The following is a 24,926-nucleotide window of genomic DNA, read 5'->3' as shown; positions in this document are numbered from 1 at the left end:
CACCGGCCCCGTCCCCGCCCCGGCCCTCACCGCCGCCTCCCCGGACGACGAGCCCGAGCCCCGGGAGGACGACGGCCGCCCCAAGCGGTTCGCCTACCCGCCGCAGCTCGTCGTCGTCGACGGCGGGCAGCCTCAGGTCGCCGCCGCCCAGCGTGCCCTGGACGAGCTGGGCATCGACGACATCGCGGTCTGCGGCCTCGCCAAGCGCCTCGAAGAGGTGTGGCTCCCCGATGACGACGATCCGGTCGTCCTGCCCCGCTCCAGCGAGGGCCTCTACCTCCTCCAGCGCGTCCGGGACGAGGCCCACCGCTTCGCCATCACCTACCAGCGCGCCAAACGCGCCAAGCGCATCCGCAGCAGCCCCCTCGACGATGTGACCGGCCTCGGCGAGACCCGGAAGCAGGCCCTCATCAAGCATTTCGGCTCGGTGAAGAAGCTCCGGCAAGCGACAATCGACGAGATCTGCGAGGTCCCCGGGATAGGGCGAAGGACGGCGGAATCGGTGGCCGCCGCCCTCGCCTCGACCGCTCCCGCGGCACCTGCCGTGAACACGGCCACAGGAGAGATCATTGAAGAGGACGACGGGGGCAGCTCATGACCGAGAACAGCCACGAGACCGCACAGGACAGCGCGGCGCACGAGACCGCGGACCGCGACATCACCGACCGTGACATCACCGACCGCGATGTCACCGACCGGGATGTCATCGACCGAGACACCGCAGACCGAGCAGACGGAGCAGCAGACGTGAGTACGAACACCCCGAACGAGACGGGTGAGGCGGCCATCCCCGAGCTGGTGATCATCTCCGGGATGTCGGGCGCCGGCCGCAGCACCGCCGCCAAGTGTCTGGAGGACCTCGGCTGGTTCGTCGTCGACAACCTGCCGCCCGCGCTCATCCCCACCATGGTGGAGCTCGGCGCCCGCTCGCAGGGCAACGTGGCCCGGATCGCCGTCGTCGTCGACGTACGCGGCCGGCGCTTCTTCGACAACCTCCGCGAGTCCCTCGCCGACCTGGAGGCCAAGCACGTCACCCGGCGGATCGTCTTCCTGGAATCCTCCGACGACGCCCTGGTGCGCCGCTTCGAGTCCGTCCGCCGCCCGCACCCCCTCCAGGGCGACGGCCGCATCGTCGACGGCATCGCGGCCGAGCGCGACCTGCTGCGCGAGCTGCGCGGCGACGCCGACCTGGTCATCGACACCTCCAGCCTCAACGTGCACGAGCTGCGGGCCAAGATGGACGCCCAGTTCGCGGGCGAGTCGGAGCCGGAGCTGCGGGCCACGGTGATGTCCTTCGGCTACAAGTACGGCCTGCCCGTCGACGCCGACCTGGTCGTCGACTGCCGCTTCCTGCCCAACCCGCACTGGGTCCCCGAGCTGCGCCCCTTCACCGGCGTCAACGAGGAGGTGTCCGACTATGTCTTCGACCAGCCGGGGGCCAAGGAGTTCCTCAACCAGTACACCGAGCTGCTCCAGCTGATCGCCGCCGGCTACCGCCGCGAGGGCAAGCGGTACGTGACCATCGCCGTGGGCTGCACCGGCGGCAAGCACCGCTCCGTCGCCATGTCGGAGAAGCTCTCGGCCCGCCTCGCCGCCGAAGGCGTCGAGACCGTCCTCGTGCACCGCGACATGGGGCGAGAGTGACCGGACGCAATCTGCGGATGCGCCGCCTGAGCCGCGCCACCTCGGCGCTCTCCGGCCGCAAGCGCGGTGCTCAGCCCAAGGTCGTCGCGCTCGGCGGTGGCATGGGTCTCTCGGCGTCCCTGGCGGCGCTGCGCCGGATCACCGGCGATCTCACGGCCGTGGTCACCGTCGCCGACGACGGCGGCTCCAGCGGCCGGCTGCGCGAGGAGCTGGGTGTGCTGCCGCCCGGCGACCTGCGCAAAGCGCTCGCCGCGCTGTGCGGCGACGACGACTGGGGCCGTACCTGGTCCCAGGTCATCCAGCACCGCTTCGAGTCCAAGGGGGACCTCCACGAGCACGCGGTCGGCAATCTGCTGATCGTGGCCCTCTGGGAGCAGCTCGGCGACCACGTGCAAGCGCTCGACCTGGTCGGCAAGCTGCTCGGCGCGCACGGACGGGTGCTGCCGATGTCGGCCGTCCCGCTGGAGCTCCAGGCGCTGGTCAAGGGCCACGATCCCGACCTGCCCGACGCGATCGTCACCGTGCGCGGCCAGGCCACGGTGGCGCTCACGCCCGGCGAGGTGCAGTCCGTGCACGTGGTCCCGCCCGACCCGCCGGCGGTCCCGGAAGCCGTGGAAGCGGTGCTGGACGCCGACTGGGTGGTGCTCGGTCCCGGCTCCTGGTTCTCCTCGGTGATCCCGCACCTGCTCGTGCCGGAACTGCTCGACGCGCTGGTCACCACGAAGGCCCGCAAAGTCCTCTCGTTGAACCTCGCACCCCAGCCCGGTGAAACAGAAGGCTTCTCACCGCAGCGTCATTTGGAGGTTTTGGGGCGACACGCCCCTAAACTCGCCTTGGACGTGGTGCTGGCCGATGAGGCCGCCGTGCCCGACCGTGAGTCCCTCGCCGATGCCGCACTACGGCTCGGAGCCGCGGTCGAGCTGGCGCCGGTGGCATCGCCCGACGGCGTTCCGGTCCATGATCAGGAGCTGTTGGCCGCCGCGTACGACCGTATTTTTCGGATGCATGGAAGGATCGGCCCATGGCGATGACGCCAGCGGTGAAGAACGAAATCTCTCATCTTCCCGTCACCCGGACCTGCTGCAGGAAAGCAGAGGTCTCGGCGATTCTTCGGTTCGCGGGCGGCCTGCACCTGGTGAGCGGCCGGATTGTGATCGAGGCGGAGCTGGACACGGGCAACGCCGCCCGCCGCCTCAAGCGCGACATCCTGGAGATCTTCGGGCACAGCTCGGAGCTGATCGTGATGGCCCCCGGCGGACTGCGCCGCGGCTCACGCTTTGTCGTACGGGTGGTGGCGGGCGGTGACCAGCTGGCCCGCCAGACCGGTCTGGTGGACGGCCGCGGCCGTCCGATCCGCGGGCTTCCCCCGCAGGTGGTCTCGGGGGCCACCTGCGACGCCGAGGCGGCCTGGCGCGGAGCGTTCCTCGCTCACGGCTCGCTCACCGAGCCCGGCCGCTCCTCCTCCCTGGAGGTCACCTGCCCGGGACCGGAGGCGGCCCTCGCCCTGGTCGGGGCGGCGCGCCGGCTCTCCATCGCCGCCAAGGCCCGCGAGGTGCGCGGCGTGGACCGTGTGGTGGTCCGCGACGGCGACGCGATCGGCGCCCTGCTGACCCGGCTCGGCGCCCACGACGCGGTGCTCGCCTGGGAGGAGCGGCGGATGCGGCGCGAGGTCCGCGCCACGGCCAACCGGCTCGCCAACTTCGACGACGCGAACCTGCGCCGCTCGGCCCGCGCCGCGGTCGCCGCCGGGGCCCGGGTGGGGCGCGCGCTGGAGATCCTCGGTGAGGAGGTCCCCGAGCACCTGGCCGCCGCGGGACGGCTCCGCATGGAGCACAAGCAGGCCTCCCTGGAGGAGCTGGGCGCGCTCGCCGACCCGCCGCTGACGAAGGACGCGGTCGCCGGCCGGATCCGCCGGCTGCTGGCGATGGCCGACAAGCGGGCCCAGGATCTGGGCATTCCGGGGACCGAGTCGACCCTCAGCGAGGAGCTCGCCGACGGCCTGGTCGGCTGACACGGCGGCAGGCAGGGGACGTTGGTCCCGCACCCGTCGGGACCTGGGTCCCGCGGCACTGGGACCCAGGTCCCGACGGACGACACGGAGGTCCGTACTCCTACTGGTGAGTACGGACCTCTCGTCATTTCCGGTGGCGCTTACCGGCCCTCTCGATGTCACCCCCGGGCCCTCGGAGAGGTAGGGTCGGAAGCGGTCGGGGACATCCCTATACAACTCGCCGGCGTCGAAAACCGGCGTACCTAACGAGGAGATCGGTTCGTGACGATCCGCGTAGGCATCAACGGCTTCGGCCGCATCGGCCGCAACTACTTCCGCGCTCTGCTGGAGCAGGGTGCGGACATCGAGATCGTGGCTGTCAACGACCTGGGTGACACTGCGACCACGGCCCACCTGCTGAAGTACGACACCATTCTGGGTCGTCTCAAGGCAGAGGTCAGCCACACCGCCGACACCATCACCGTCGATGGTCACACCGTCAAGGTGCTCTCCGAGCGCAACCCGGCCGACATCCCCTGGGGTGAGCTGGGAGTCGACATCGTCATCGAGTCGACCGGCATCTTCACCAAGAAGGCCGACGCGGAGAAGCACATCGCGGGCGGCGCCAAGAAGGTCCTCATCTCGGCTCCGGCCAAGGACGAGGACATCACCATCGTGATGGGCGTCAACCAGGACCAGTACGACGCGGCCAACCACAACGTCATCTCCAACGCCTCCTGCACCACCAACTGTGTGGCGCCGATGGCCAAGGTTCTCGACGAGAACTTCGGCATCGTCAAGGGCCTGATGACGACGGTCCACGCGTACACCAACGACCAGCGGATCCTGGACTTCCCGCACTCGGACCTGCGTCGCGCCCGCGCCGCCGCCGAGAACATCATCCCGACCACCACCGGCGCCGCCAAGGCCACCGCCCTGGTGCTCCCGCAGCTCAAGGGCAAGCTCGACGGCATCGCGATGCGCGTCCCGGTTCCGACCGGCTCCGCCACCGACCTCGTCGTGACGCTGGCGCGCGAGGTCACCAAGGACGAGGTCAACGCCGCGTTCAAGAAGGCCTCCGACGACGGCGCCCTCAAGGGCTTCCTGACGTACACCGAGGACCCGATCGTCTCCTCGGACATCGTCGGCGACCCGTCGTCCTGCACCTTCGACTCCTCCCTGACCATGGTCCAGGAGGGCAGCACGGTGAAGATCCTCGGCTGGTACGACAACGAGTGGGGCTACTCCAACCGCCTCGTCGACCTCACGGTCTTCGTCGGCGAGCAGCTCTGATCCTCGGGGTCGGCGGCACCACGATGTGAGCAAGGGGCTCGACCGGCGCAACGACGCGCCGGTCGAGCCCCTTAGCATGCTCATCGGTCCTTCCAAGGAGTAAACGGAACAGATGAAGACGATCGACGAACTTCTCGCCGAAGGGGTCGCGGGCAAGCGGGTATTCGTCCGTGCCGACCTCAACGTGCCGCTGGACGGCACCACGATCACCGACGACGGCCGTATCCGCGCCGTCGTCCCGACGATCGCCAAGCTCGCCGAGGCCGGCGCGCGCGTCGTCGTCGCCTCGCACCTCGGCCGCCCCAAGGGCGCCCCGGACCCGGCCTTCTCGCTGGCGCCCGCCGCCGCCCGCCTGGGTGAACTCCTCGGAGCCGAGGTCGCCTTCGCCACCGACACGGTCGGCGAGTCCGCCCGCGCCGCGGTCGCCGGCCTCGCCGACGGCCGGGTCGCGGTCGTCGAGAACCTCCGCTTCAACGCCGGCGAGACGTCCAAGGACGACGCCGAGCGCGGCGCCTTCGCCGACCAGCTGGCCGAGCTCGCGGACATCTACGTGGGCGACGGCTTCGGCGCTGTGCACCGCAAGCACGCCTCGGTCTTCGACCTCCCGGCCCGGCTCCCGCACTACGCGGGCTACCTCATCGCCACCGAGGTCGGCGTCCTGAAGAAGCTCACCACCGACGTCAAGCGGCCGTACGCGGTCGTCCTCGGCGGCGCGAAGGTCTCCGACAAGCTCGGCGTGATCGACCACCTGCTGGAGCGGGCCGACCGCATCCTCATCGGCGGTGGCATGGCGTACACCTTCCTCAAGGCCCAGGGCCACGAGGTCGGCAGCTCGCTGCTCCAGGAGGACCAGATCCCGGCCGTCCAGGAGTACCTGCGACGTGCCGAGGACAAGGGCGTGGAGTTCGTCCTCCCCGTCGACGTCGTGGTCGCCCCGTCCTTCCCGGATCTCCAGACCAAGGCCCCGGCCCACCCCACCACGGTCGCCGCCGACGCCATGCCGGCCGGCCAGATGGGGCTGGACAACGGACCGGAGACCAACAAGCTCTACGCATCGAAGCTCGCCGACGCGGCCACCGTCTTCTGGAACGGCCCGATGGGCGTCTTCGAACACCCCGACTTCGCCGACGGCACCCGTGCGGTCGCCCAGGCGCTCGTCGACTCGTCGGCGTTCAGCGTCGTCGGCGGTGGCGACTCCGCCGCGGCCGTTCGCATCCTGGGCTTCGACGAGAATGCTTTCGGACATATTTCGACCGGTGGCGGCGCGAGTCTCGAATACCTCGAGGGCAAGACGCTTCCCGGGCTCGCCGCACTGGAGGACTGACCTTTCATGACCACCCGCACCCCGCTGATGGCGGGCAACTGGAAGATGAACCTCAACCACCTCGAGGCCATCGCCCACGTCCAGAAGCTCTCCTTCGCCCTGGCCGACAAGGACTACGAGGCCGTCGAGGTCGCCGTCCTGGCGCCCTTCACCGACCTGCGCTCCGTGCAGACCCTGGTGGACGGCGACAAGCTGAAGATCAAGTACGGCGCCCAGGACATCTCGGCGCACGACTCCGGCGCGTACACCGGTGAGATCTCCGGGCCCATGCTCGCCAAGCTGCGCTGCACGTACGTGGCCGTCGGCCACAGCGAGCGCCGCCAGTACCACGGCGAGAACGACGAGATCTGCAACGCCAAGGTGAAGGCCGCCTACAAGCACGGCCTGACCCCGATCCTCTGCGTCGGCGAGGGCCTGGACATCCGCAAGGCCGGTGACCAGGTCTCCTACACGCTCGCGCAGCTCGACGGGGCCCTGAAGGACATCCCGGCCGAGCAGGCCGAGACCATCGTGATCGCCTACGAGCCGGTCTGGGCCATCGGCACCGGCGAGGTCGCCACCCCCGAGGACGCCCAGGAAGTCTGCGGCGCGATCCGGGGCCGGCTGGCCGAGCTCTACTCGCAGGAGCTGGCCGACGCCGTCCGCATCCAGTACGGCGGCTCGGTGAAGTCCGGCAACGTCGCGGCCATCATGGCGCAGCCCGACGTGGACGGCGCCCTCATCGGCGGCGCCGCACTGGACGCCGACGAGTTCGTCAAGATCGTCCGCTTCCGCGACCAGTGAGTATGCGGTAGCGCGGATCCGTCGTACCCTTGCGGGGGCCGGAGGGGCTAGTCGCCCTTCGGCCCCCGGTGTACGTACACGCAGTAGTCAAGAATTCCGGAAAGTAGGGACCAGCCGTGGTTTTGGCGTTCCAGATCGCTCTGATCGTCTTCAGCCTGCTGCTGATGCTGCTGGTGCTCATGCACAAGGGCAAGGGCGGCGGCCTCTCCGACATGTTCGGTGGCGGAATGCAGTCCTCCGTCGGTGGCTCCTCCGTCGCCGAGCGTAACCTCGACCGGATCACCGTCGTGGTCGGTCTGGCCTGGTTCGCGTGCGTCGTGGTACTCGGTCTGCTCGTCAAGCTGGACAACTGACCCGTCGTCCGCGCATACCGGTGACGGTGTAACTCCTTCCACTGGACGCGCGTTGGGCCTTACGTAGACTGGGGCATCGCTCGAGCACCATCACGCAGGGAGTTACGACCGTGGCAAGTGGCAACGCGATCCGGGGAAGCCGGGTCGGAGCGGGGCCGATGGGGGAGGCGGAGCGGGGCGAGTCCGCACCGCGCGCCCGCATCTCCTTCTGGTGCTCGAACGGGCACGAGACGCAGCCGAGCTTCGCCCATGACGCGCAGGTGCCGGACACCTGGGACTGCCCGCGCTGCGGCTTCCCGGCCGGCCAGGACAAGGACAGCCCGCCCGACCCGCCCCGCACCGAGCCGTACAAGACGCATCTGGCGTACGTACGGGAGCGGCGGAGCGACGAGGACGGCGAGGCGATCCTCGCCGAGGCGCTGGCCAAACTCCGAGGCGAGATCTAGGGCCTGTCGTCACACCGTCGTCTGCCGGGCGACGCCTGGTACGCACGCTCGCGGCGTTGCCGTTCCACGGACCACCCAGTCGTTCACCGGCCGGACACCCCACGGGTGTCCGGCCGTCCCGCGTTCCCGCGCCACCGCGCTCCTCCGCGCCGTCCGCCTCCTCGATCAATTAGGTTGGAGGGGCAGCGGGGATGCTGAGTGACGAGAAGAAGTGGGCTGATATCCGGGATGAACGCAGCAAGCCGAACCAAGCTCGACCAGACGCCCGAGTGGCAGGCTCTCGCCAAGCACCGTGAGGAGCTCGGCGCACCCCAGCTGCGCGAGCTGTTCGCGCGGCAGCCGGACCGCGGCACCGCCTACACCCTCCGGGTCGGCGACCTCCACCTCGACTACTCCAAGCACCTGGTCACCGACGAGACGCTGCGCCTGCTGCGCGAACTCGCCACCGCCACCGGGGTCGCGGAGCTGCGGGACGCGATGTTCCGCGGCGAGAAGATCAACACCACCGAGGACCGGGCGGTCCTGCACACCGCGCTCCGCGCCCCGCGCGACGCGGTGATCGAGGTCGACGGCGAGAACGTCGTGCCGGCCGTGCACGCCGTCCTGGACAGGATGGCCGGCTTCGCCGAGAAGGTCCGGTCGGGGCAGTGGACCGGCCACACCGGCAAGCCCGTCAAGAACATCGTCAACATCGGCATCGGCGGCTCCGACCTCGGTCCCGCCATGGCGTACGAGGTGCTGCGCTCCTTCACCGACCGCGCGCTCACCCTCCGCTTCGTCTCCAACGTCGACGGCGCCGACCTGCACGAGGCCGTCCGCGACCTCGACCCGGCCGAGACGCTGTTCGTCATCGCCTCGAAGACGTTCACGACGATCGAGACCATCACCAACGCCACCTCCGCCCGGGACTGGCTGCTGACCGAGCTGAAGGCCGGTCAGGACGCCGTCGCCCGGCACTTCGTGGCGCTGTCGACCAATGCCGAGAAGGTCGAGGAGTTCGGCATCGACACGGCCAACATGTTCGAGTTCTGGGACTGGGTCGGCGGCCGCTACTCCTACGACTCGGCGATCGGCCTCTCGCTGATGGTCGCCATCGGGCCGGACCGCTTCCGCGAGATGCTCGACGGCTTCCACCTCGTCGACGAGCACTTCCGCACCGCCCCCGCCGAGGAGAACGCCCCGCTCCTCCTCGGCCTCCTCGGCGTCTGGTACGGCAACTTCTTCGACGCCCAGTCGCACGCGGTGCTGCCGTACAGCCATTACCTGTCCAAGTTCACCGCGTACCTCCAGCAGCTCGACATGGAGTCCAACGGCAAGTCCGTCGACCGCGACGGCAACCCCGTGGACTGGCAGACCGGACCGGTGGTCTGGGGCACGCCCGGCACCAACGGGCAGCACGCGTACTACCAGTTGATCCACCAGGGCACCAAGCTGATCCCGGCGGACTTCATCGGCTTCGCCGCCCCGGTCCACGACCTGCTGCCCGGGCTGATCGCCCAGCACGACCTGCTGATGGCCAACTTCTTCGCCCAGACCCAGGCCCTCGCCTTCGGCAAGACGCCCGAAGAGGTCCGGGCGGAAGGGGTGCCCGAGGAGCTGGTCCCGCACAAGACGTTCCGGGGCAACCACCCCACGACGACGATCCTCGCCGACAAGCTGACCCCCTCGGTCCTCGGCCAGCTCATCGCGCTGTACGAGCACAAGGTCTTCGTCCAGGGTGCCATCTGGAACATCGACTCCTTCGACCAGTGGGGCGTCGAGCTCGGCAAGGTCCTCGCCAAGAAGATCGAACCGCTCCTGACGGAGAGCGGGGGAGCGGACGCCGGGCAGCTGGACAGCTCCACCGCCGCCCTGGTCGACGCCTACCGCACGCTGCGCGGGCGCTGAACCGGATGCCGCAGGGGGAGGGGGCGGCGGCAGTGCTGCGGCCGCCGCGCGACACGGTGAACGAGCGCGCCGTCGGCTGGTGGCGGGCCCAGTGGCTGCTGCTGACCGCCGTGCCCGTCGTGCCGCTCGCGGTCCTGGGCGCGCTGATCGGACCCGCCCGCTTCTGGCTGCTGCTGCCCGCCGCGGTTCTGGCCGCGGCGGGCACGGCGGCCGCCGCCCTCTTCCCCCTGTGGTGGTTCCGTACGCACCGCTGGGAGATCACGGAGGACGCGGTGTACGTCCGCACCGGGTTCTTCTGGCAGGAGTGGCGGATCGCCCCGATGTCCCGGATCCAGACCGTGGACACCGTACGGGGCCCGCTGGAGCAGCTCTTCCGCCTCGCCACGGTCACGGTGACCACCGCCTCCTCCAAGGGAGCGGTACGGATCGCCGGCCTGGACCACGAGGTCGCCGCCGACCTGGCCGGGCAGCTCACCCGCATCACCCGCGACACCCCCGGCGACGCCACATGAGCACCGCCGCCCCGGAAGGCGACTGGCGCCGCCTCGACCCCCGTACGGTCCTGGTCACCGCCCTCGTCGTGGCGGGCGTCGTCGCGGGCGCGGCCATCCCCGTCACGCTCGGGCTCACCCGATGGTTCAGCCTCCCGGCCGCCGGGCTCCAGGTGCTCGCCGGAGCCGTTCTGATCGTCGGGACCGCCGCGGGGGCCGACCGTGTCCGCTGGCACCGCACCCGCTACCGGATCGGTGCGGAGCGCGTCGACCTCCACACCGGCCTCCTCCTCGTGAAGCGCCGCTCGCTGGCCCGGACACGCATCCGCACCGTCGACCTCACCGCCAACCTGATGCTTCGCCTCCTCGGCCTGGTCACCGTCAGGATCGGCACCGGCGAACAGGGCCACGACTCCACCCTCGAACTGGACCCGGTCACCCGCGCCGAGGGCGAACGGCTTCGCCGCCTCCTGCTGGAGCGTGCCGCCACCGCCCCGCCCGGCACCCACCGCGAAGGGGAACTGGCGGTCCTGGACCCCCGCTGGATCCGCTACGCCCCGGTCTCCTTCGTCGCCCCCATGCTCGGGGGAGCCGCCGCCGGGGCCGTGCTCCAGGTCAGCGACTGGGTCGGGGCCCAGGGTGAGGTCATCGCGTGGATCGGCGACCGCCTCCGGGACACCCCGCTGCTCTGGACGATCATCGTCCTGGTCCTGGCCGCCCTGGTCGCGGGCGTCGTCGGGGCGCTCGGCCTCTGGGTCGAGATGTGGTGGAACTACCGCCTGGAGCGCGAGCCGGGCGGCACCCTCAGGGTCCGGCGCGGACTGTTCACCTCCCGGTCCATCTCCGTCGAGGAGGCCCGGCTGCGCGGCGTCGACCTGGTCGAGCCGCTGGGCGTACGGCTGCTCGGCGCGGCCCGGCTGGACGCCATCACCACCGGCCTCGCCAAGGACAACGAGGCCAAGAACGCCGACCACAACACCCTGCTCCCGGCCGCGCCCCGGACCCGGGCCGACACCGTCGCCGCCGACGTACTGCGCGAGACGGCCGCCCCGACCGGCGCCGAGCTCGTCCGCCACCCGCGCGCCGCCCGGGGGCGCAGACTGCGCTGGTCGCTCGCGGCGGTCCTCGGCCCGGTCCTGATCCTGACCGTCCTCGGGGCGCTGCTCACGCCCGTCCTGCTGTGGATCGCGCTCGGCTGCACGGTGGTTCTCGTACCCGTGGCGTCGGCGCTCGCCCTGGACGCGTACCGGGGGCTCGGGCACGCGCTCTCCGGGCGCTACCTGGTCACCCGCTCCGGCTCGGTCCGCCGCTCCACCGCCGCCCTGGAGCGGGCCGGGGTGATCGGCTGGACGGTCAAGCAGTCGGTCTTCCAACGGCGGGCCGGACTGGTGAGCATCACGGCCACCACCGCCGCCGGCGGGGGCGCCTACACGGTGTACGACGCCGACGTGGCCGAGGGACTCGCCTTCGCCGCCGAGGCGGTACCGGGGCTGCTGGAGCCCTTCCTGGAGCGCGCCGGGAACACCGGGCCGTGACGTACGGCACAGAAGGCCTCCTGTGCGGCCGGGCCCGGTTCGGTGATGATGTCGATCATGACTTCCACCAGCCGTCGTACGGTCCTCACCGCCCTCGCCACCGCAGCCGTCAGTGGCCCGCTGCTGGGCTCGCTCACCGCGACCGACGCCCACGCCACCGGTGACCTGGACATCTACACCTCCAACACCGACCTCTACAGGAAGCTCGCGGGCCAGGAGGGCGTCGAGTTCGCCCGCCGCTACCGCAGACACGAGTACGCCGACCACTCGCTCCCGCAGAGATTCCCGTACAACCGGACCACCGTCATGGCGCTGCACGGCGGCGGCATCGAGATGGGCACCTCCGAGCTCTGCCTCGCCATAGCCGGCTACCACCCGGCCACGCTCGCCCCGCTGACGGACGGCCACGGGGTGTTCGACTACTGGATGTTCGAGGGGCTGCGCACCTCCGGCAACAGGGATCTGCACGTCACCTCCAAGAACTGCGACGACCACATCGCCCTCTCGATGGCGGCGAGCAGCCTCAACGTCCTGAGCCTGCACGGCTGCACGGCGGCGCAGGCGGGCACCGCCCCGCAGGCCGTGGTCGTCGGGGGGCTGAACACCCGCTTCAAGACCCTGCTCAAGGCCGAGTTCGACGCCGTCGGCATCGCCTGGCGCGACGGCAACGAAGTGCCCGACCTGGCCGGGGTCAACCCCACCAACCCGGTCAACCGCACCATGCTCGACAAGGGCGGTCAGCTGGAGCTCACCACGGAGCTGCGCGCCGCCATGTTCACCAACAACACCCGTGCGGGCCGGGCCGGCAGCACGACCCCGGTCTTCGACCGTTTCGTCGGCGCCTGCCGGGCCGCGATCACGAAGCTGGAGCAGGGAACGGACCAGGTCGTCCTCTGATCCCGGGGCCCGGGGCCCGACGCCCGAGGCCCGGGCCCCGGGGATGGCGCGAACTCTATATACGGCGCGTGGACTTCACCATGCGCGGTGAACCGGGCCCCGCAGCGTAAGCACGCGCGGGAGAGGTGACCGAACAATTCACGGCAGTTAAACGCAGTCTCTTCGAGAACGACGCGGCTGTTCAGCGAAGCGGCCCTTCAGTGACGCGGCCTTTCGGTGCGGGTGGGTGTCATACGGCTGTGACACCGGCGAAAGAGAGCGGCCTGATCGTCCTCGAATGGGTCGGACATGGGGTGTTCTCTTTCCATTCGGCGGAAGTGTCACGTGAATACGACGGCAGTTCCCCGGCATCTCGGTGAAAGCGAGCGCTGCTGGAACGTCCTGGCGGGACGGCGCCGCGCGACCGGCCCGTCCTTCCCGCCGGGCCCAGCTGCCGATGTCGAGCAGGTCGGGTGGGTGGCGCACTCGGGGCGCGGGCGCCGAGTCCGGCCGGGAGCTCGACCGGACGTCACGCCGCCGGTCTCCACGCCCACGAGGAGTTCCCCCGCACCGGCTGCTTTCAAATGTTTCATCTGCGCTCGCCCCAGGTGCGCAGCCGTTGGACGATTCTGTTGGTGCGTGCGGAGAGTGCCGCCGGCACCGGTCCACATGGAGGGGCGTGAGTCGTTTGACCACGAGCGTCGTGGCCCCACGGCAGTCGGCCGCCCGCGCAGCGCGGGAGGGCTATGACGTGGTCTTCTGCTACCAGTCCCACGAGGTGGCGGCGCCGCGGCTCGCGAAGGAGGCGGGCGAGAGCGGTGTACGGGTGCCGGCCCGCCGGGCCGACGTCCGTGCCATCGAGTCCGTACGGGCCCTGGTGGCGGAGACCGAGGACGAGCTCGGCCCGGTCACCGCCGCCGTGACCGCGGCGGGGATCACCCGGGACAACTCGCTGCTGATGATGCGGGACGAGGAGTGGCACCAGGTTCTGGACGTCGACCTTGACGGCGTCTACAACCTGTGCCGCTCGGTGGTCTTCTCGATGATGAAGCAGCGGGCTTGCTCGATCGTCAACCGACGAGGTCGCGGACCTCGTCGCGGTTCTGCTCGTGGACCGGGCCGACCGCATCACGGGTGCTGTCCTGCGGATCGACGGCGGCATCACCATCCGAACGGTCCTTCTGACTGCCCGTCATTCCATTCCGTACGGAAGGTTCAGCCATGAGCAACCCATTCGAGGACGAGGGTGGCACCTACCACGTCCTGGTCAACGACGAGCTGCAGCACTCCCTCTGGCCCGCATTCGCTGAGATTCCGGCCGGGTGGACGTCGGCATTCGGTGTCGAGAGCCGCAAGGCCTGTCTCGAATACATCGAGGCGAACTGGACCGACATGCGTCCGAAGAGCCTGGTGGAGGCCATGGGCTAGGACCTCTCGAAGGTCTCCTGAAACACGGGACCCATGCCGTTTCCCCAGACGGCGTGGTGTCCCGCTTCACATTCTGGCAGCTTGCTGCAGAGTTGCTTGTTCGTCGTTCGCGCATCCCTGTAGAAAAGACTGGGACGCCTGCCGCAACTCGTCTATTTCCCCATGCCCTCGCGCGCCGCATCGCGCGTTCCGCGCTGTGTATCCCGTATTGCGCTCCGTTTCTCGCGCCAGATCTCCCGATTCGATTGAGGAATATCACCGTGCTTGAACACAAGGAAGATCGACTTGCCTTGACGGCTGCTCAGTCCGGGATCTGGTTCGCCCAGAAGCTGGACCCCGAGAACCCGGTCTACAGCGCGGGCGAGTATCTGGAGATTCACGGTGCGGTCGACCTCGTGCTCTTCGAATCGGCCCTCCGTCAGACGGTGACCGAGGCGGAGGCGCTGCGGGTCGTGCTGTCGGAGGAGGACGGCCGGCTCTGGCAGTCGGTGCGGCAGGAGGCGTGGGCGCCGCACATCGCGGACCTGCGCGGTGAGCGGGACCCGAGGGCGGCGGCCGAGGCGTGGATGCGGGCCGACCTGGCCGCTCCCGTGGACCCGATGAGCGACCCGCTCTTCCGGTTCGCCCTCTTCCAGGAGGCCGACGACCGGTTCCTGTGGTTCTACCGCTACCACCACGTGGTCGTCGACGGCTACACCGTGGCGATGGTCGCGCGGCGCGTGGCCGACGTGTACTCGGCGCTGGTCGCGGGCGACCCCGCGGGGACGAGCCCCTTCGGTCCGCTGAGCGAACTCGTCGCCGACGACGAGGCGTACAGGGCGTCGGGGCAGTTCGCCGACGACCGGCGCTTCTGGGCCGGGCGGCTGGCCGGGGTCCAGCCGCCGACGAGCCTCTCGGGCAAGCAGCCGAGCATGGCCCGCGGCCTGGTCCGCAGGAGCGAGGTGCTCGCGCCCGAGCACACGGAGCGGCTGCGCGAGACGGCCCGCACGGCCGGTGTGCCCTGGCCCGCGGCGATGACCGCGATCACCGCCGCGTACCTCCAGCGGATCGGCGGCGGGGCCGAGACGGTGCTCGGGATGCCGGTCACCACCCGGCTCGGCCGGACGCGCAGGGCCGTGCCCGGCATGCTCTCCAACGTGCTGCCGCTGCGGCTCCCCGTGGGCCCGCACCTCGGCGTCGCCCAGCTGATGCGGGACGTGGCGGGCGAGATGCGCGCGGTCCTCAAGCACCAGCGCTACCGGTACGAGGACCTGCGCAAGGACCTGGGCCTCCTCGACGAGGACCAGCCCCTGGTCGGGCCGCAGGTCAACATCATGATGTTCGACTACGACCTGAGCTTCGGCGGCCACCGGGCGGATGTCCACAACCTGTCGATCGGCCCCGCCGACGACCTGTCGATCGTGGTCTACGACCGGGCCGACGGCGCGGGTCTGCAGATCGACTTCGACGCCAACCCCGACCTCTACGACGAGCGCGAACTGGCCGGGCACCTCGCCAGGTTCGTCGATTTCCTGAGCCGTGTCGGCGCCGCCGACTCCTTGCCTGTGGTGGTGGGGGGTGGGGTGTCGTTGGGTGAGTTGTTCGCTGAGCAGGTGGTGCGGTCGCCGGGTGCGGTGGCTGTGGTGTGTGGTGATGAGCGGTTGACGTATGCGGAGTTGGATGCGCGTGCGTCGGTGTTGGCGGGTGTGTTGGTGGGGCGTGGTGCTGGTCCTGAGGGTTTTGTGGGGGTGGCGCTGGAGCGGTCGGTTGATTTGGTTGTGGCGTTGTTGGCGGTGGTGAAGTCGGGTGCGGCGTATGTGCCGTTGGATCCGGCGTATCCGTCGGAGCGTTTGGCGTTCGTGGTGGGGGATGCGGGTCCGTCTTTGGTGGTGACGTCGTCGGGTGTGTGGGCGGGGTTGGGTGCTGAGGTGCGGGGTGTGGTGCCGGGGGTGGTGTTTGTTGATGATCTTCCGGTGGGTGCTGGTGCTGGTGCTGGTGTGGTGTTGCCTCGGGTGTGGGGGGATTCGCCGGCGTATGTGATTTATACGTCGGGTTCGACGGGGCGGCCCAAGGGTGTGGTGGTGCCGCATCGGAATGTGGTGCGGTTGTTTGAGGCGACGGAGTCGTGGTTCGGGTTTGGTCCGGATGATGTGTGGACGTTGTTTCATTCGTATGCGTTTGATTTTTCGGTGTGGGAGTTGTGGGGTCCGTTGTTGTCGGGCGGGCGGTTGGTTGTGGTGGGTCATGAGGTGAGTCGTTCGCCTGGTGATTTTTTGGAGTTGTTGGTTCGTGAGCGGGTGACGGTGTTGAATCAGACGCCGTCGGCGTTTTATCAGTTGATGCAGGCTGATGTTGAGTCTCCTGGTGTGGGGGCTGGGTTGGTGTTGCGTCGGGTGGTGTTTGGTGGTGAGGCGTTGGATTTGCGGCGTCTTGGGGGGTGGTTTGGGCGTCATGGGGATGTGGCGCCGGTGTTGGTGAATATGTATGGGATTACTGAGACGACGGTGCATGTGACGTATGTGGCGTTGGATGAGGTGAGTGCGGGGTCGGGTGCGGGGAGTTTGATTGGTGAGGCGATTCCGGATCTTGGGGTTTATGTTCTGGATTCGTCGTTGCGGCCTGCGTTGGTGGGTGTTGCGGGTGAGTTGTATGTGTCGGGTGCTGGGTTGGCGCGGGGGTATTTGAAGCGGCCTGGTTTGTCGGCTGAGCGGTTTGTGGCTGATCCGTTTGGTGTTCCTGGTTCGCGGATGTATCGGACGGGGGATGTGGCGCGGCGGTTGGCTGATGGGTCGTTGGAGTATGTGGGGCGTTCTGATGATCAGGTGAAGGTTCGGGGTTTCCGGATTGAGCTTGGTGAGGTGGAGGCGGTGTTGGAGGGGCAGTCGTCGGTGGGTCGGGCGGCTGTGGTGGTGCGTGAGGATCGGCCTGGGGATCGGCGTCTGGTGGCGTATGTGGTGCCGGTGTCGGGTGGGTCGGTTGATGTGGGTGTGTTGCGGGGTGATGTGGCGGGGGTGTTGCCGGATTACATGGTTCCGGCGGCGTTCGTGGTGTTGGACGGGTTGCCTTTGACGGCGAACGGGAAGTTGGATCGTCGGGCGTTTCCGCGCAGTCCGCAGGAAGAGATTCTGTGTGGGTTGTTCGCCGAGGTGCTGGGGCTGGAGAGTGTCGCGGCCGACGCGAACTTCTTCGACCTCGGCGGCGACAGCATCATCTCCATCCAACTGGTCGGCGCGGCCCGCACGTCCGGACTCGTCCTGACCCCGCGCGACATCTTCCGCTTCAAGACCGTCGAGGCGCTCGCGGCCGTCGCCGTCCCCGCCGATGACCTGGCCCCGCGGGCGGAGCGGGCCGAGGACGGCATCGGCGAGGTCACGCCCGCGCCGATCGTGCACTGGCTGCGCGAACGCGGCGGCCCCATAGCCGGGTTCAGCCAGTCGATGCTGCTCCAGGTCCCCGCGGAACTCACCACCGCGACGCTCACCGACGCCCTGCAGACGGTGCTCGACCACCACGACGCGCTGCGTACGCACCTGGCCAGGGCCGAGCACGACGCCGGCTGGCAGCTGACGGTCGCTCCCCGGGGGCAGGTGCGCGCCGAGGAGCTCGTACGCCGCGTTCCCACCGCTGAGCTCACGGACCACCAGCGGTCCGGGCTGATCGCCGAGCAGACCGGGACGGCCCGCGCCGGACTCGACCCCGAGGCCGGGACCATGCTCCGCGCGGTCTGGTTCGACGCGGGACCGGACAAGCCCGGCCGACTGCTGCTGATGCTGCACCACCTCGTCGTCGACGGCGTCTCCTGGCGCATCCTGCTGCCCGATCTCGAGCAGGCCTGGCGTGCGGTCTCCGAAGGCGCCGAGCCCGCGCTCCAGCCCGTCGGTACCTCGCTGCGCCGCTGGTCGCAGCAGCTGGCAGAGCGGTCGGGCGACCCCGCGCTCAACGCCGAACTGCCCGTGTGGCGCGAGATCCTGGCGACCCAGGACCCGCTGCTCACCGACCGCCCCCTGGACGCCGCGCGCGACACCGCGGGCACCGGCGGGACGCTGACGCTCGAACTCCCCGCCGACCGCACCGAGGCCCTGCTGACCCGGGTCCCCGCCGCCTTCCACGCCGGCATCAACGACGTCCTGCTGACGGGCCTCTCCCTGGCCGTCGCCGCATGGCGGCGCGAGCGCGGTCTGGGCGACGCCCCGGAACTCCTGGTCGACCTGGAGGGCCACGGCCGCGATCCCTTCGTGGAGGGCATGGACCTGTCCCGCACGGTGGGCTGGTTCACCAGCCTGTTCCCCGTACGCCTCGACCCGGGCCCGGTCGGTCCCGGCACCGTCGCGGCCGACGACCCGGCCATCGGCACCGCGCTCAAGCGCGTCAAGGAGCAGCTGGCCTCCGTACCCGGCAAGGGCCTGGGCTACGGCAGGCTGCGCTACCTCGACCCGCGCACGGGACCGGAGCTGGCCGGCTTCGGCCGCCCGCAGATCGGGTTCAACTACCTCGGCCGGTTCACCGCGGCCGGCGCGGGGGAGGGCCGTGACTGGACCCCCGCGGCGGACGCGGGCGCACTCGGCGGCGGCAGCGACGACGCGCTGCCCCTGGCCCACACCATCGAGGTCAACGCGCTGACCGAGGACCGCCCCGACGGCCCCCGGCTGCTCGCCCACTGGTCGTGGCCGCGGGAGCTGCTGACGGAGACGGACGTGCGGGAGCTGGCCGACGGCTGGTTCCGCGCCCTGGAGACGCTGGTGGCACACGCGGACCTGCCGGGAACCGGAGGCCGTACCCCGTCGGACTTCCCGCACGTCACGCTGGACCAAACCGAGGTCGACGAGCTGGAGGCCGCCCACCCCGGCCTGACCGACGTACTGCCGCTGGCCCCGCTCCAGGAGGGGCTGCTCTTCCACTCGGTCTACGACGACCAGGCGCCGGACGTCTACCAGGTCCAGTTCTTCTTCGAGCTGTCCGGCGCGCTGGACCGGGCCCGGCTGCGCAGGGCCGCGGAAGCGCTGCTCGCGCGCCACGAGAGCCTGCGGGCCGTGTTCCGTCACGCGGGCACCGACCGGCCGGTGCAGGTCGTGCTCGGCGAGGCCGTGCTGCCCTGGCAGGAACACGACCTGACGGGCCTGGCCCCGGCCGAGCGCGAGGCGGCCGTCGCCCGGCTCGCCGAGGAGGACCGCGCCGTCAGGTTCGACCTCACCGCCGCGCCGCTGCTGCGCATGACGGTGGCCGGACTCGACGGCGACACACACCTGTTGATGCTCACCAACCACCACATCATCCTCGACGGCTGGTCGATGCCCGCACTCGTGCAGGAGCTGCTGGCGCTGTACGACCTGGACGGCGCGACCGATGGCCTGCACCGCGTCACGCCCTACCGCGACTACCTGGCCTGGCTCGCGGGCCGGGACCGGGCCGCGGCCGAGGAGGCCTGGCGGACCGCGCTCGAAGGCGTCGAGGAGCCCACCCTGCTGGTGCCCGCGCCCGAGGCGCACGCCCCGGTGCCCCCGGAACTCCTGATGACCGCGCTGTCCGAGGAGTTCACCGCCGCGCTGACCAGGCGCGCCCGGAGCCTCGGTCTGACTCTCAACACCCTGGTGCAGGGCGCCTGGGCGGTGCTGCTCGCCCGGCTGACCGGACGCGACGACGTGGTCTTCGGCGCCACCGTGTCGGGCCGTCCCGACGACCTCCCCGGCATCGAGACCACCCTCGGCCTGTTCATCAACACGCTTCCGGTACGGGTGCGGCTGCGCGAGGAGGAGACGGTACGCGAGCTGCTCACCCGGATCCAGGACGAGCAGTCACGTCTGCTGGGCCACCACCACCTGGGCCTCGCCGACATCCGGCGGCTCACCGGAGCCGACGAACTCTTCGACACCCTCGCCGTGTTCGAGAACTACCCCGAGGGCTACGACAGCCTCCGCTCGCCCTCGGGCGACCTGCGCGTCACCGGCGTGGACGGACGCGACGCCACCCACTACCCGCTGACGCTCACCGCGATACCCGGGGCCGGGCTCCGTCTGCGCCTCGGCTACCGCGCCGATGTGTTCGGGCCCGATGAGATCGAGCGGATCGCACTGCGGCTGCGGCGGCTGCTCGAAGCCGTGGAGGCCGACCCGGCGCGCACCGTCGCCCAGCTCGACGTCCTGGAGCCCGCCGAACGGCACCAGGTGATCACCGAGTGGAACGACACCGCGCACAGCGTGTCCGACGCGACCGTCACCGAGCTGATCGAGGCGCAGGCGGCGCGGACCCCCGACGCCACGGCACTGGTCGACGGCGCCGTCCGGCTGAGCTACGCCGAACTGAACGCCCGCGCCAACAGACTGGCCAGGCTCCTGGTCGGCCGGGGCGTCGCGCCCGGGCAGCTCGTCGCGCTCGCCCTGCCCCGCTCGGCGGACATGGTGGTCTGCGTACTGGCCGTACTGAAGTCCGGCGCCGGATACCTGCCGGTCGAGACCGACTACCCGGCCGACCGCATCTCCTATCTGCTCACCGACGCGGCCCCCACCCTGGTGATCACCGACTCGGTGGCCGGGTCCTGCCTGCCCGGCACGGACACCACGCCCCGGCTCGCCCTCGACGGGGCGGGCACCAGGGACGCGCTCGCCGGACACGCGGCCGGCGATCTGACGGACGCGGACCGGGTCCACCCGCTGTCCACGCTCCACCCGGCCTACGTCATCTACACATCGGGCTCGACGGGCCGCCCCAAGGGCGTCGTCACCGAGCACCGCGCCCTCAGCGCGTACATCCAGTGGGCCAGGGACACCTACCAGAGCCTGAGCGGCACGGCGCTGCTGCACTCCCCCGTCTCCTTCGACCTGACCGTCACCGCGCTCTTCGGCCCGCTGACCGTCGGTGGCCGGGTGCACGTGACCGCGCTGGAGGACGACGCCCCGGTCCCGGCCGAAGCCGGAGCGTGCACCTTCCTCAAGGTGACGCCCAGCCACCTGGCACTGCTCGCCGCGCTCCCCGAGCGCTTCTCGCCCAGCGGCGAGATCGTGGTGGGCGGCGAGCAGCTGCGCGGCGACGTCATGGACGAGTGGCGGGCCGCACGGCCGGGCGCCGCCGTGATCAACGAGTACGGCCCCACGGAGACGACCGTGGGCTGCATCGAGTACCGGGTGCTGCCCGAGGACTCCGTCGACCCGGGCCCGGTCGCGATCGGACGCCCGGTGTGGAACACCCGCGTCTACATCCTGGACCAGGGCCTGCGCCCCGTACCGGCCGGAGTGAACGGCGAACTCTACATAGCGGGCAGCCAGTTGGCGCGCGGCTACCTGGGCAGGCCGGGGCTGACCGCGGGGCGGTTCGTCGCCGACCCGTTCGACCCGGCGGGCGGCCGGATGTACCGCACGGGCGACGTGGCGCGCTGGCGCGCCGACGGGCTGATGGAGTTCCTCGGCCGCATCGACGACCAGGTGAAGATCCGCGGCCACCGCGTCGAACTCGGGGAGATCGAAGCGGTCCTGGCCGACCACCCCCAGACCGGGCACGTCGCGGTCATCGACCGGGAGGACCAGCCAGGCCGCACCCGGCTGGTCGCCTACGTGGTGCCCGCGGGCGGCACGGCCGACCACGCGGAGCTGCGGGCACACGTGGAGCGGGAGCTCCCCGAGTACATGGTGCCCTCGGCGTTCGTCTCGCTGGACGCGCTGCCGCTGACGGCGAACGGAAAGCTCGACCGCAAGGCGCTGCCCGCGCCCCAGCAGGGGACCGCGGTGGCGGCCAAGGCGGCCGGCACGGCAGTGGAGGAGCTGCTCAGCACCCTCTTCGCGGAGGTGCTCGGAGTGGCTTCGGTCGGAGTGGACGAGAGCTTCTTCGAACTGGGCGGGGACAGCATCGTCTCCATCCAGCTGGTGTCCAGGGCCCGCAAGGCCGGACTGACCCTGACACCACGGGACGTATTCGAGCACAAGACGGTGGAGGCGCTGGCTGCTATGGCCGACGACACGGCAGGCACCCCGGATGGCACGGCGACGGTGGTTTCGGACGAGGGCATCGGTGCGGTGCCGCTGACCCCCGCCGTGCACTGGCTGCGCGAACTCAACGGCCCGGTGGACGGGTTCAGCCAGGCCGCGCTCCTGAAGGTGCCGGCGGAGCTGGGCGCCGAGCGGCTCGCCGCGGCGCTGCAGGCCGTGCTGGACCACCACGACGCGCTGCGGCTGCGGCTGACCCGCATCGGCGGAGTCGTCTGGGGCCTGGCGGCGGCGGAGCGCGGCGCGGTCGGCGCTGCGGACCTGATCCAGCGGGTGTCCGTCGAAGGGCTCGACGAGGCCGCGCTGCGCGCGACGGTCGACGAGCACACGCGGGCCGCACGCGAACTCCTGTCTCCCGAGGCGGGCTCCCTGGTACGGGCCGTCTGGTTCGACGCGGGGCCCGACCGGGCGGGACGCCTCCTGCTGGTCGTGCACCACCTCGCGGTCGACGGCGTCTCCTGGCGCATCCTGCTGCCCGACCTGGCCGAGGCGTGGCAGTCCCTCGCCGAAGGCGGGCAGCCCGCTCTCGCCCCCGTCGGCACCTCCTTCCGCCGCTGGGCCGAGCGGCTCTCCGAGCTCGCCCAGGACCCGACGCGCATGGCGGAGACCACGCTGTGGGCCGAACTCCTCGCGGGCGTAGACCCGTTGCTGGGCGACCGGCCGCTGGACCGGACGCAGGACGTGGCGGGCAACGCCAGGACGCTGAGCCTCACGCTGCCCGCCGCGGTCACCGCACCCCTGCTCACCGAGGCCCCCGCGGTCTACCGCGGCCGGGTCAACGACATCCTGCTGACCGGGCTCGCGCTCGCGGTCGCCGACTGGCGCCGCGCCCGCGGCGCCGCGGCGGACGCCACCGGCGTACTCGTCGAGCTGGAGGGCCACGGGCGTGAGGAGACCGTCGCCGACGCCGAGCTGACCCGTACGGTCGGCTGGTTCACCAGCACGTTCCCGGTGCGCCTGGACGCGGGCCGGATCGACGCCGACGACCTGCGCGCCGGCGGGACCGGTGCGCCCCGCGCCGTGGACCGGATCAAGGAGCTGCTCGGCGCGCTGCCGGACAACGGTCTCGGCTACGGGCTGCTGCGCCATCTGAACCCGCAGACCGGGCCGATGCTCGCACAGCTCCCCAAGCCGCAGATCGGCTTCAACTACCTCGGCAGGTTCACCGCCGACGAGACCTTCGGCTCCACCGGCTGGTCGACCGACGCGCAGGACGGTCTGCTCGGCGGCAGCGGCGACCCGCAGATGCCCTTCGCGCACTCCCTGGAGATCAGCGCGCTCACCGAGGACCACCCGGACGGGCCGCGGCTGACGGCGACCTGGATCTGGCCCGACGGCGTCTTCACCGAGGACGCGGTGCGCGAACTGGCCGACGGCTGGTTCCGCTCCCTGGAGGCCCTGGCGGCGCACGCCGCCCGCACGGACTCCGCCGAACTGACCCCCGCCGACCTCCCGCTGGTGGACCTCACCGCATCCGAGCTCGTCCGGCTGCGGGACGGGAGGCCCGAGCTGGCCGACGTGCTGCCGCTCGCTCCGCTCCAGGAGGGACTGCTCTTCCACTCCCTCTACGACCAGCGGGGCCAGGACCCGTACAACGTCCAGCTCCTCTTCGAGCTGACGGGACCGATGGACGGCTCCGCGCTGCGGGCGGCCGCGGAGCGGCTGCTGCGCCGCCACCCCAACCTCGGCGCCGGCTTCGTCCACGAGGGCCTGGAGCAGCCGGTCCAGCTGCTCTTCCGTGAACTCCCGCCCGCCTACCAGGAGTACGACCTCTCCGGGCTGGACGACGCGGCACGCGAGGCCGAGCAGGAGCGCATCCTCGACGAGGACCGCGCCCGCCGCTTCGACCTGTCGGCACCTCCGCTGATCCGCTTCACCCTGCTGCGGCTCGGGGCCGAGCGAAGCCGTCTGGCGATCACCAACCACCACATCCTGCTCGACGGCTGGTCCACGCCGCTGCTCGTGCAGGAGCTGTTCGCCCTGTACGGGCAGCACGAAGGGGCCGAGGGCCTGCCCGCCGTACGCCCGTACCGCGACTATCTGGCCTGGCTCACGGAGCAGGACCGCGCCGCTGCGCAGGAGGCCTGGCGGCAGGCGCTCGACGGGATCGCCGAGCCGACGCTCCTGGCCCCCGACGCGGCGGGCCGGCCCGCGACCGTGCCCGACCGGGTCACCGTCGAGCTGCCGGAGGAGCTGACCGCGCGGCTGGCCGACACCGCCCGGCGCAACGGACTCACGGTGAACACCGTGGTCCAGGGCCTGTGGGCGATGCTGCTCAGCCGCAAGACCGGCAAGGACGACGTCGTCTTCGGCGCGACCGTATCGGGACGCCCCGCCGAACTCGACGGCTTCGAGTCCATGGTGGGCCTCTTCATCAACACGCTGCCGGTCCGCATCACCCTGGACCCCGCGGAGCCGGTGCTCACCCTGCTCGCCCGTGTCCAGGCCGAGCAGACCGAGTTGATGGCGCACCACCACCTCGGCCTGACCGAGGTGCAGAGGCTCGCGGGCCAGGGCGAACTCTTCGACACGCTGGCCGTGTTCGAGAACTACCCGCTGGACCCGGACGTGCTGAAGCTCCCCGGCACCGGACTCGCGGTCGCCGACGTGGAGATGCGCAACGCCACGCACTACACGATGTCCCTCGTGGTCATCCCGGGGAACCGTCTCGAACTCTCCCTGGACTACCGGCCCGACCTGGTCACGCGCGAGGACGCCGAGCACACGGGCGCCCATCTGCTGGGCCTGCTGCGGCAGGTCGTCGAGGCTCCCGGGCTGCCCGTCGGCCGCGTCAACGGCACACCGGACGGAATCGAGACCGAGATCTCCTTGCCTGTGGTGGTGGGGGGTGGGGTGTCGTTGGGTGAGTTGTTCGCTGAGCAGGTGGTGCGGTCGCCGGGTGCGGTGGCTGTGGTGTGTGGTGA

Annotated in this window: 16 protein-coding genes; all 16 read left to right on the top strand. The window is 70.7% G+C overall.

Going from position 1 to position 24,926, the window contains the following annotated elements; all coding sequences use genetic code 11:
* Positions 1-598 (top strand): helix-hairpin-helix domain-containing protein (locus tag CR470_RS19650; protein ID WP_257138830.1); only part of this gene is annotated, 598 nt, incomplete at its 5' end.
* On the top strand, positions 595-1,644 hold the full coding sequence (gene rapZ, locus CR470_RS19645; protein WP_097868884.1) for an RNase adapter RapZ: 1,050 nt from the start codon (positions 595-597) through the stop codon (positions 1,642-1,644). The genes CR470_RS19650 and rapZ, both read left to right, overlap by 4 nt.
* Positions 1,641-2,675 (top strand): gluconeogenesis factor YvcK family protein, encoded by a 1,035-nt coding sequence (locus CR470_RS19640; protein WP_018957626.1) that lies wholly within the window; start codon positions 1,641-1,643, stop codon positions 2,673-2,675. The genes rapZ and CR470_RS19640 overlap by 4 nt, the downstream gene beginning before the upstream one ends.
* Positions 2,666-3,655, top strand: a complete 990-nt coding sequence (gene whiA / locus CR470_RS19635; RefSeq protein WP_003969868.1) for a DNA-binding protein WhiA — start codon at positions 2,666-2,668, stop codon at positions 3,653-3,655. The genes CR470_RS19640 and whiA overlap by 10 nt, the downstream gene beginning before the upstream one ends.
* A 261-nt stretch (positions 3,656-3,916) precedes the next feature.
* The gene (gap, locus tag CR470_RS19630) at positions 3,917-4,927 is read left to right on the top strand and encodes a type I glyceraldehyde-3-phosphate dehydrogenase (protein ID WP_097868883.1); all 1,011 of its coding nucleotides are present in this window, start codon (positions 3,917-3,919) and stop codon (positions 4,925-4,927) included.
* Positions 4,928-5,039: 112 nt separating this feature from the next.
* Positions 5,040-6,251, top strand: a complete 1,212-nt coding sequence (locus tag CR470_RS19625) for a phosphoglycerate kinase (protein ID WP_097868882.1) — start codon at positions 5,040-5,042, stop codon at positions 6,249-6,251.
* A gap of 6 nt (positions 6,252-6,257) precedes the next feature.
* Positions 6,258-7,034, top strand: a complete 777-nt coding sequence (gene tpiA / locus CR470_RS19620; protein ID WP_097868881.1) for a triose-phosphate isomerase — start codon at positions 6,258-6,260, stop codon at positions 7,032-7,034.
* Positions 7,035-7,150: 116 nt separating this feature from the next.
* Positions 7,151-7,387, top strand: coding sequence for a preprotein translocase subunit SecG (secG, locus tag CR470_RS19615; RefSeq protein WP_097868880.1), 237 nt, complete (start codon positions 7,151-7,153; stop codon positions 7,385-7,387).
* Between the two features lie 110 nt (positions 7,388-7,497).
* Positions 7,498-7,833, top strand: coding sequence for an RNA polymerase-binding protein RbpA (locus CR470_RS19610; RefSeq protein ID WP_006123681.1), 336 nt, complete (start codon positions 7,498-7,500; stop codon positions 7,831-7,833).
* A gap of 228 nt (positions 7,834-8,061) precedes the next feature.
* The gene (gene pgi, locus CR470_RS19605; protein ID WP_097868879.1) at positions 8,062-9,720 is read left to right on the top strand and encodes a glucose-6-phosphate isomerase; all 1,659 of its coding nucleotides are present in this window, start codon (positions 8,062-8,064) and stop codon (positions 9,718-9,720) included.
* 5 nt (positions 9,721-9,725) lie between these two features.
* Positions 9,726-10,232, top strand: coding sequence for a PH domain-containing protein (locus CR470_RS19600; RefSeq protein WP_097868878.1), 507 nt, complete (start codon positions 9,726-9,728; stop codon positions 10,230-10,232).
* Positions 10,229-11,746, top strand: a complete 1,518-nt coding sequence (locus tag CR470_RS19595) for a PH domain-containing protein (protein WP_097868877.1) — start codon at positions 10,229-10,231, stop codon at positions 11,744-11,746. The genes CR470_RS19600 and CR470_RS19595 overlap by 4 nt, the downstream gene beginning before the upstream one ends.
* 57 nt (positions 11,747-11,803) lie before the next feature.
* Positions 11,804-12,643: a poly-gamma-glutamate hydrolase family protein gene (locus tag CR470_RS19590; protein WP_097868885.1), complete on the top strand. Its 840-nt coding sequence runs from the start codon at positions 11,804-11,806 to the stop codon at positions 12,641-12,643.
* 658 nt (positions 12,644-13,301) lie between these two features.
* Entirely contained in the window at positions 13,302-13,847 is a 546-nt protein-coding gene (locus tag CR470_RS40630) for an SDR family oxidoreductase (protein ID WP_257138829.1), read from the top strand.
* Positions 13,844-14,050, top strand: a complete 207-nt coding sequence (locus tag CR470_RS19580) for an MbtH family protein (protein ID WP_097868876.1) — start codon at positions 13,844-13,846, stop codon at positions 14,048-14,050. Before CR470_RS40630 ends, CR470_RS19580 begins: the two co-directional genes overlap by 4 nt.
* A gap of 290 nt (positions 14,051-14,340) precedes the next feature.
* Positions 14,341-24,926: non-ribosomal peptide synthetase (locus tag CR470_RS19570; RefSeq protein ID WP_257138828.1), on the top strand; the 10,586-nt coding region annotated here is incomplete at its 3' end.

The sequence above is a fragment of the Streptomyces sp. rh34 genome, assembly GCF_002551245.1.
GTDB lineage: Bacteria > Actinomycetota > Actinomycetes > Streptomycetales > Streptomycetaceae > Streptomyces.
Note: the sequence above shows the minus strand (reverse complement) of the source record. Positions and strands in the feature narration are given on the sequence as shown.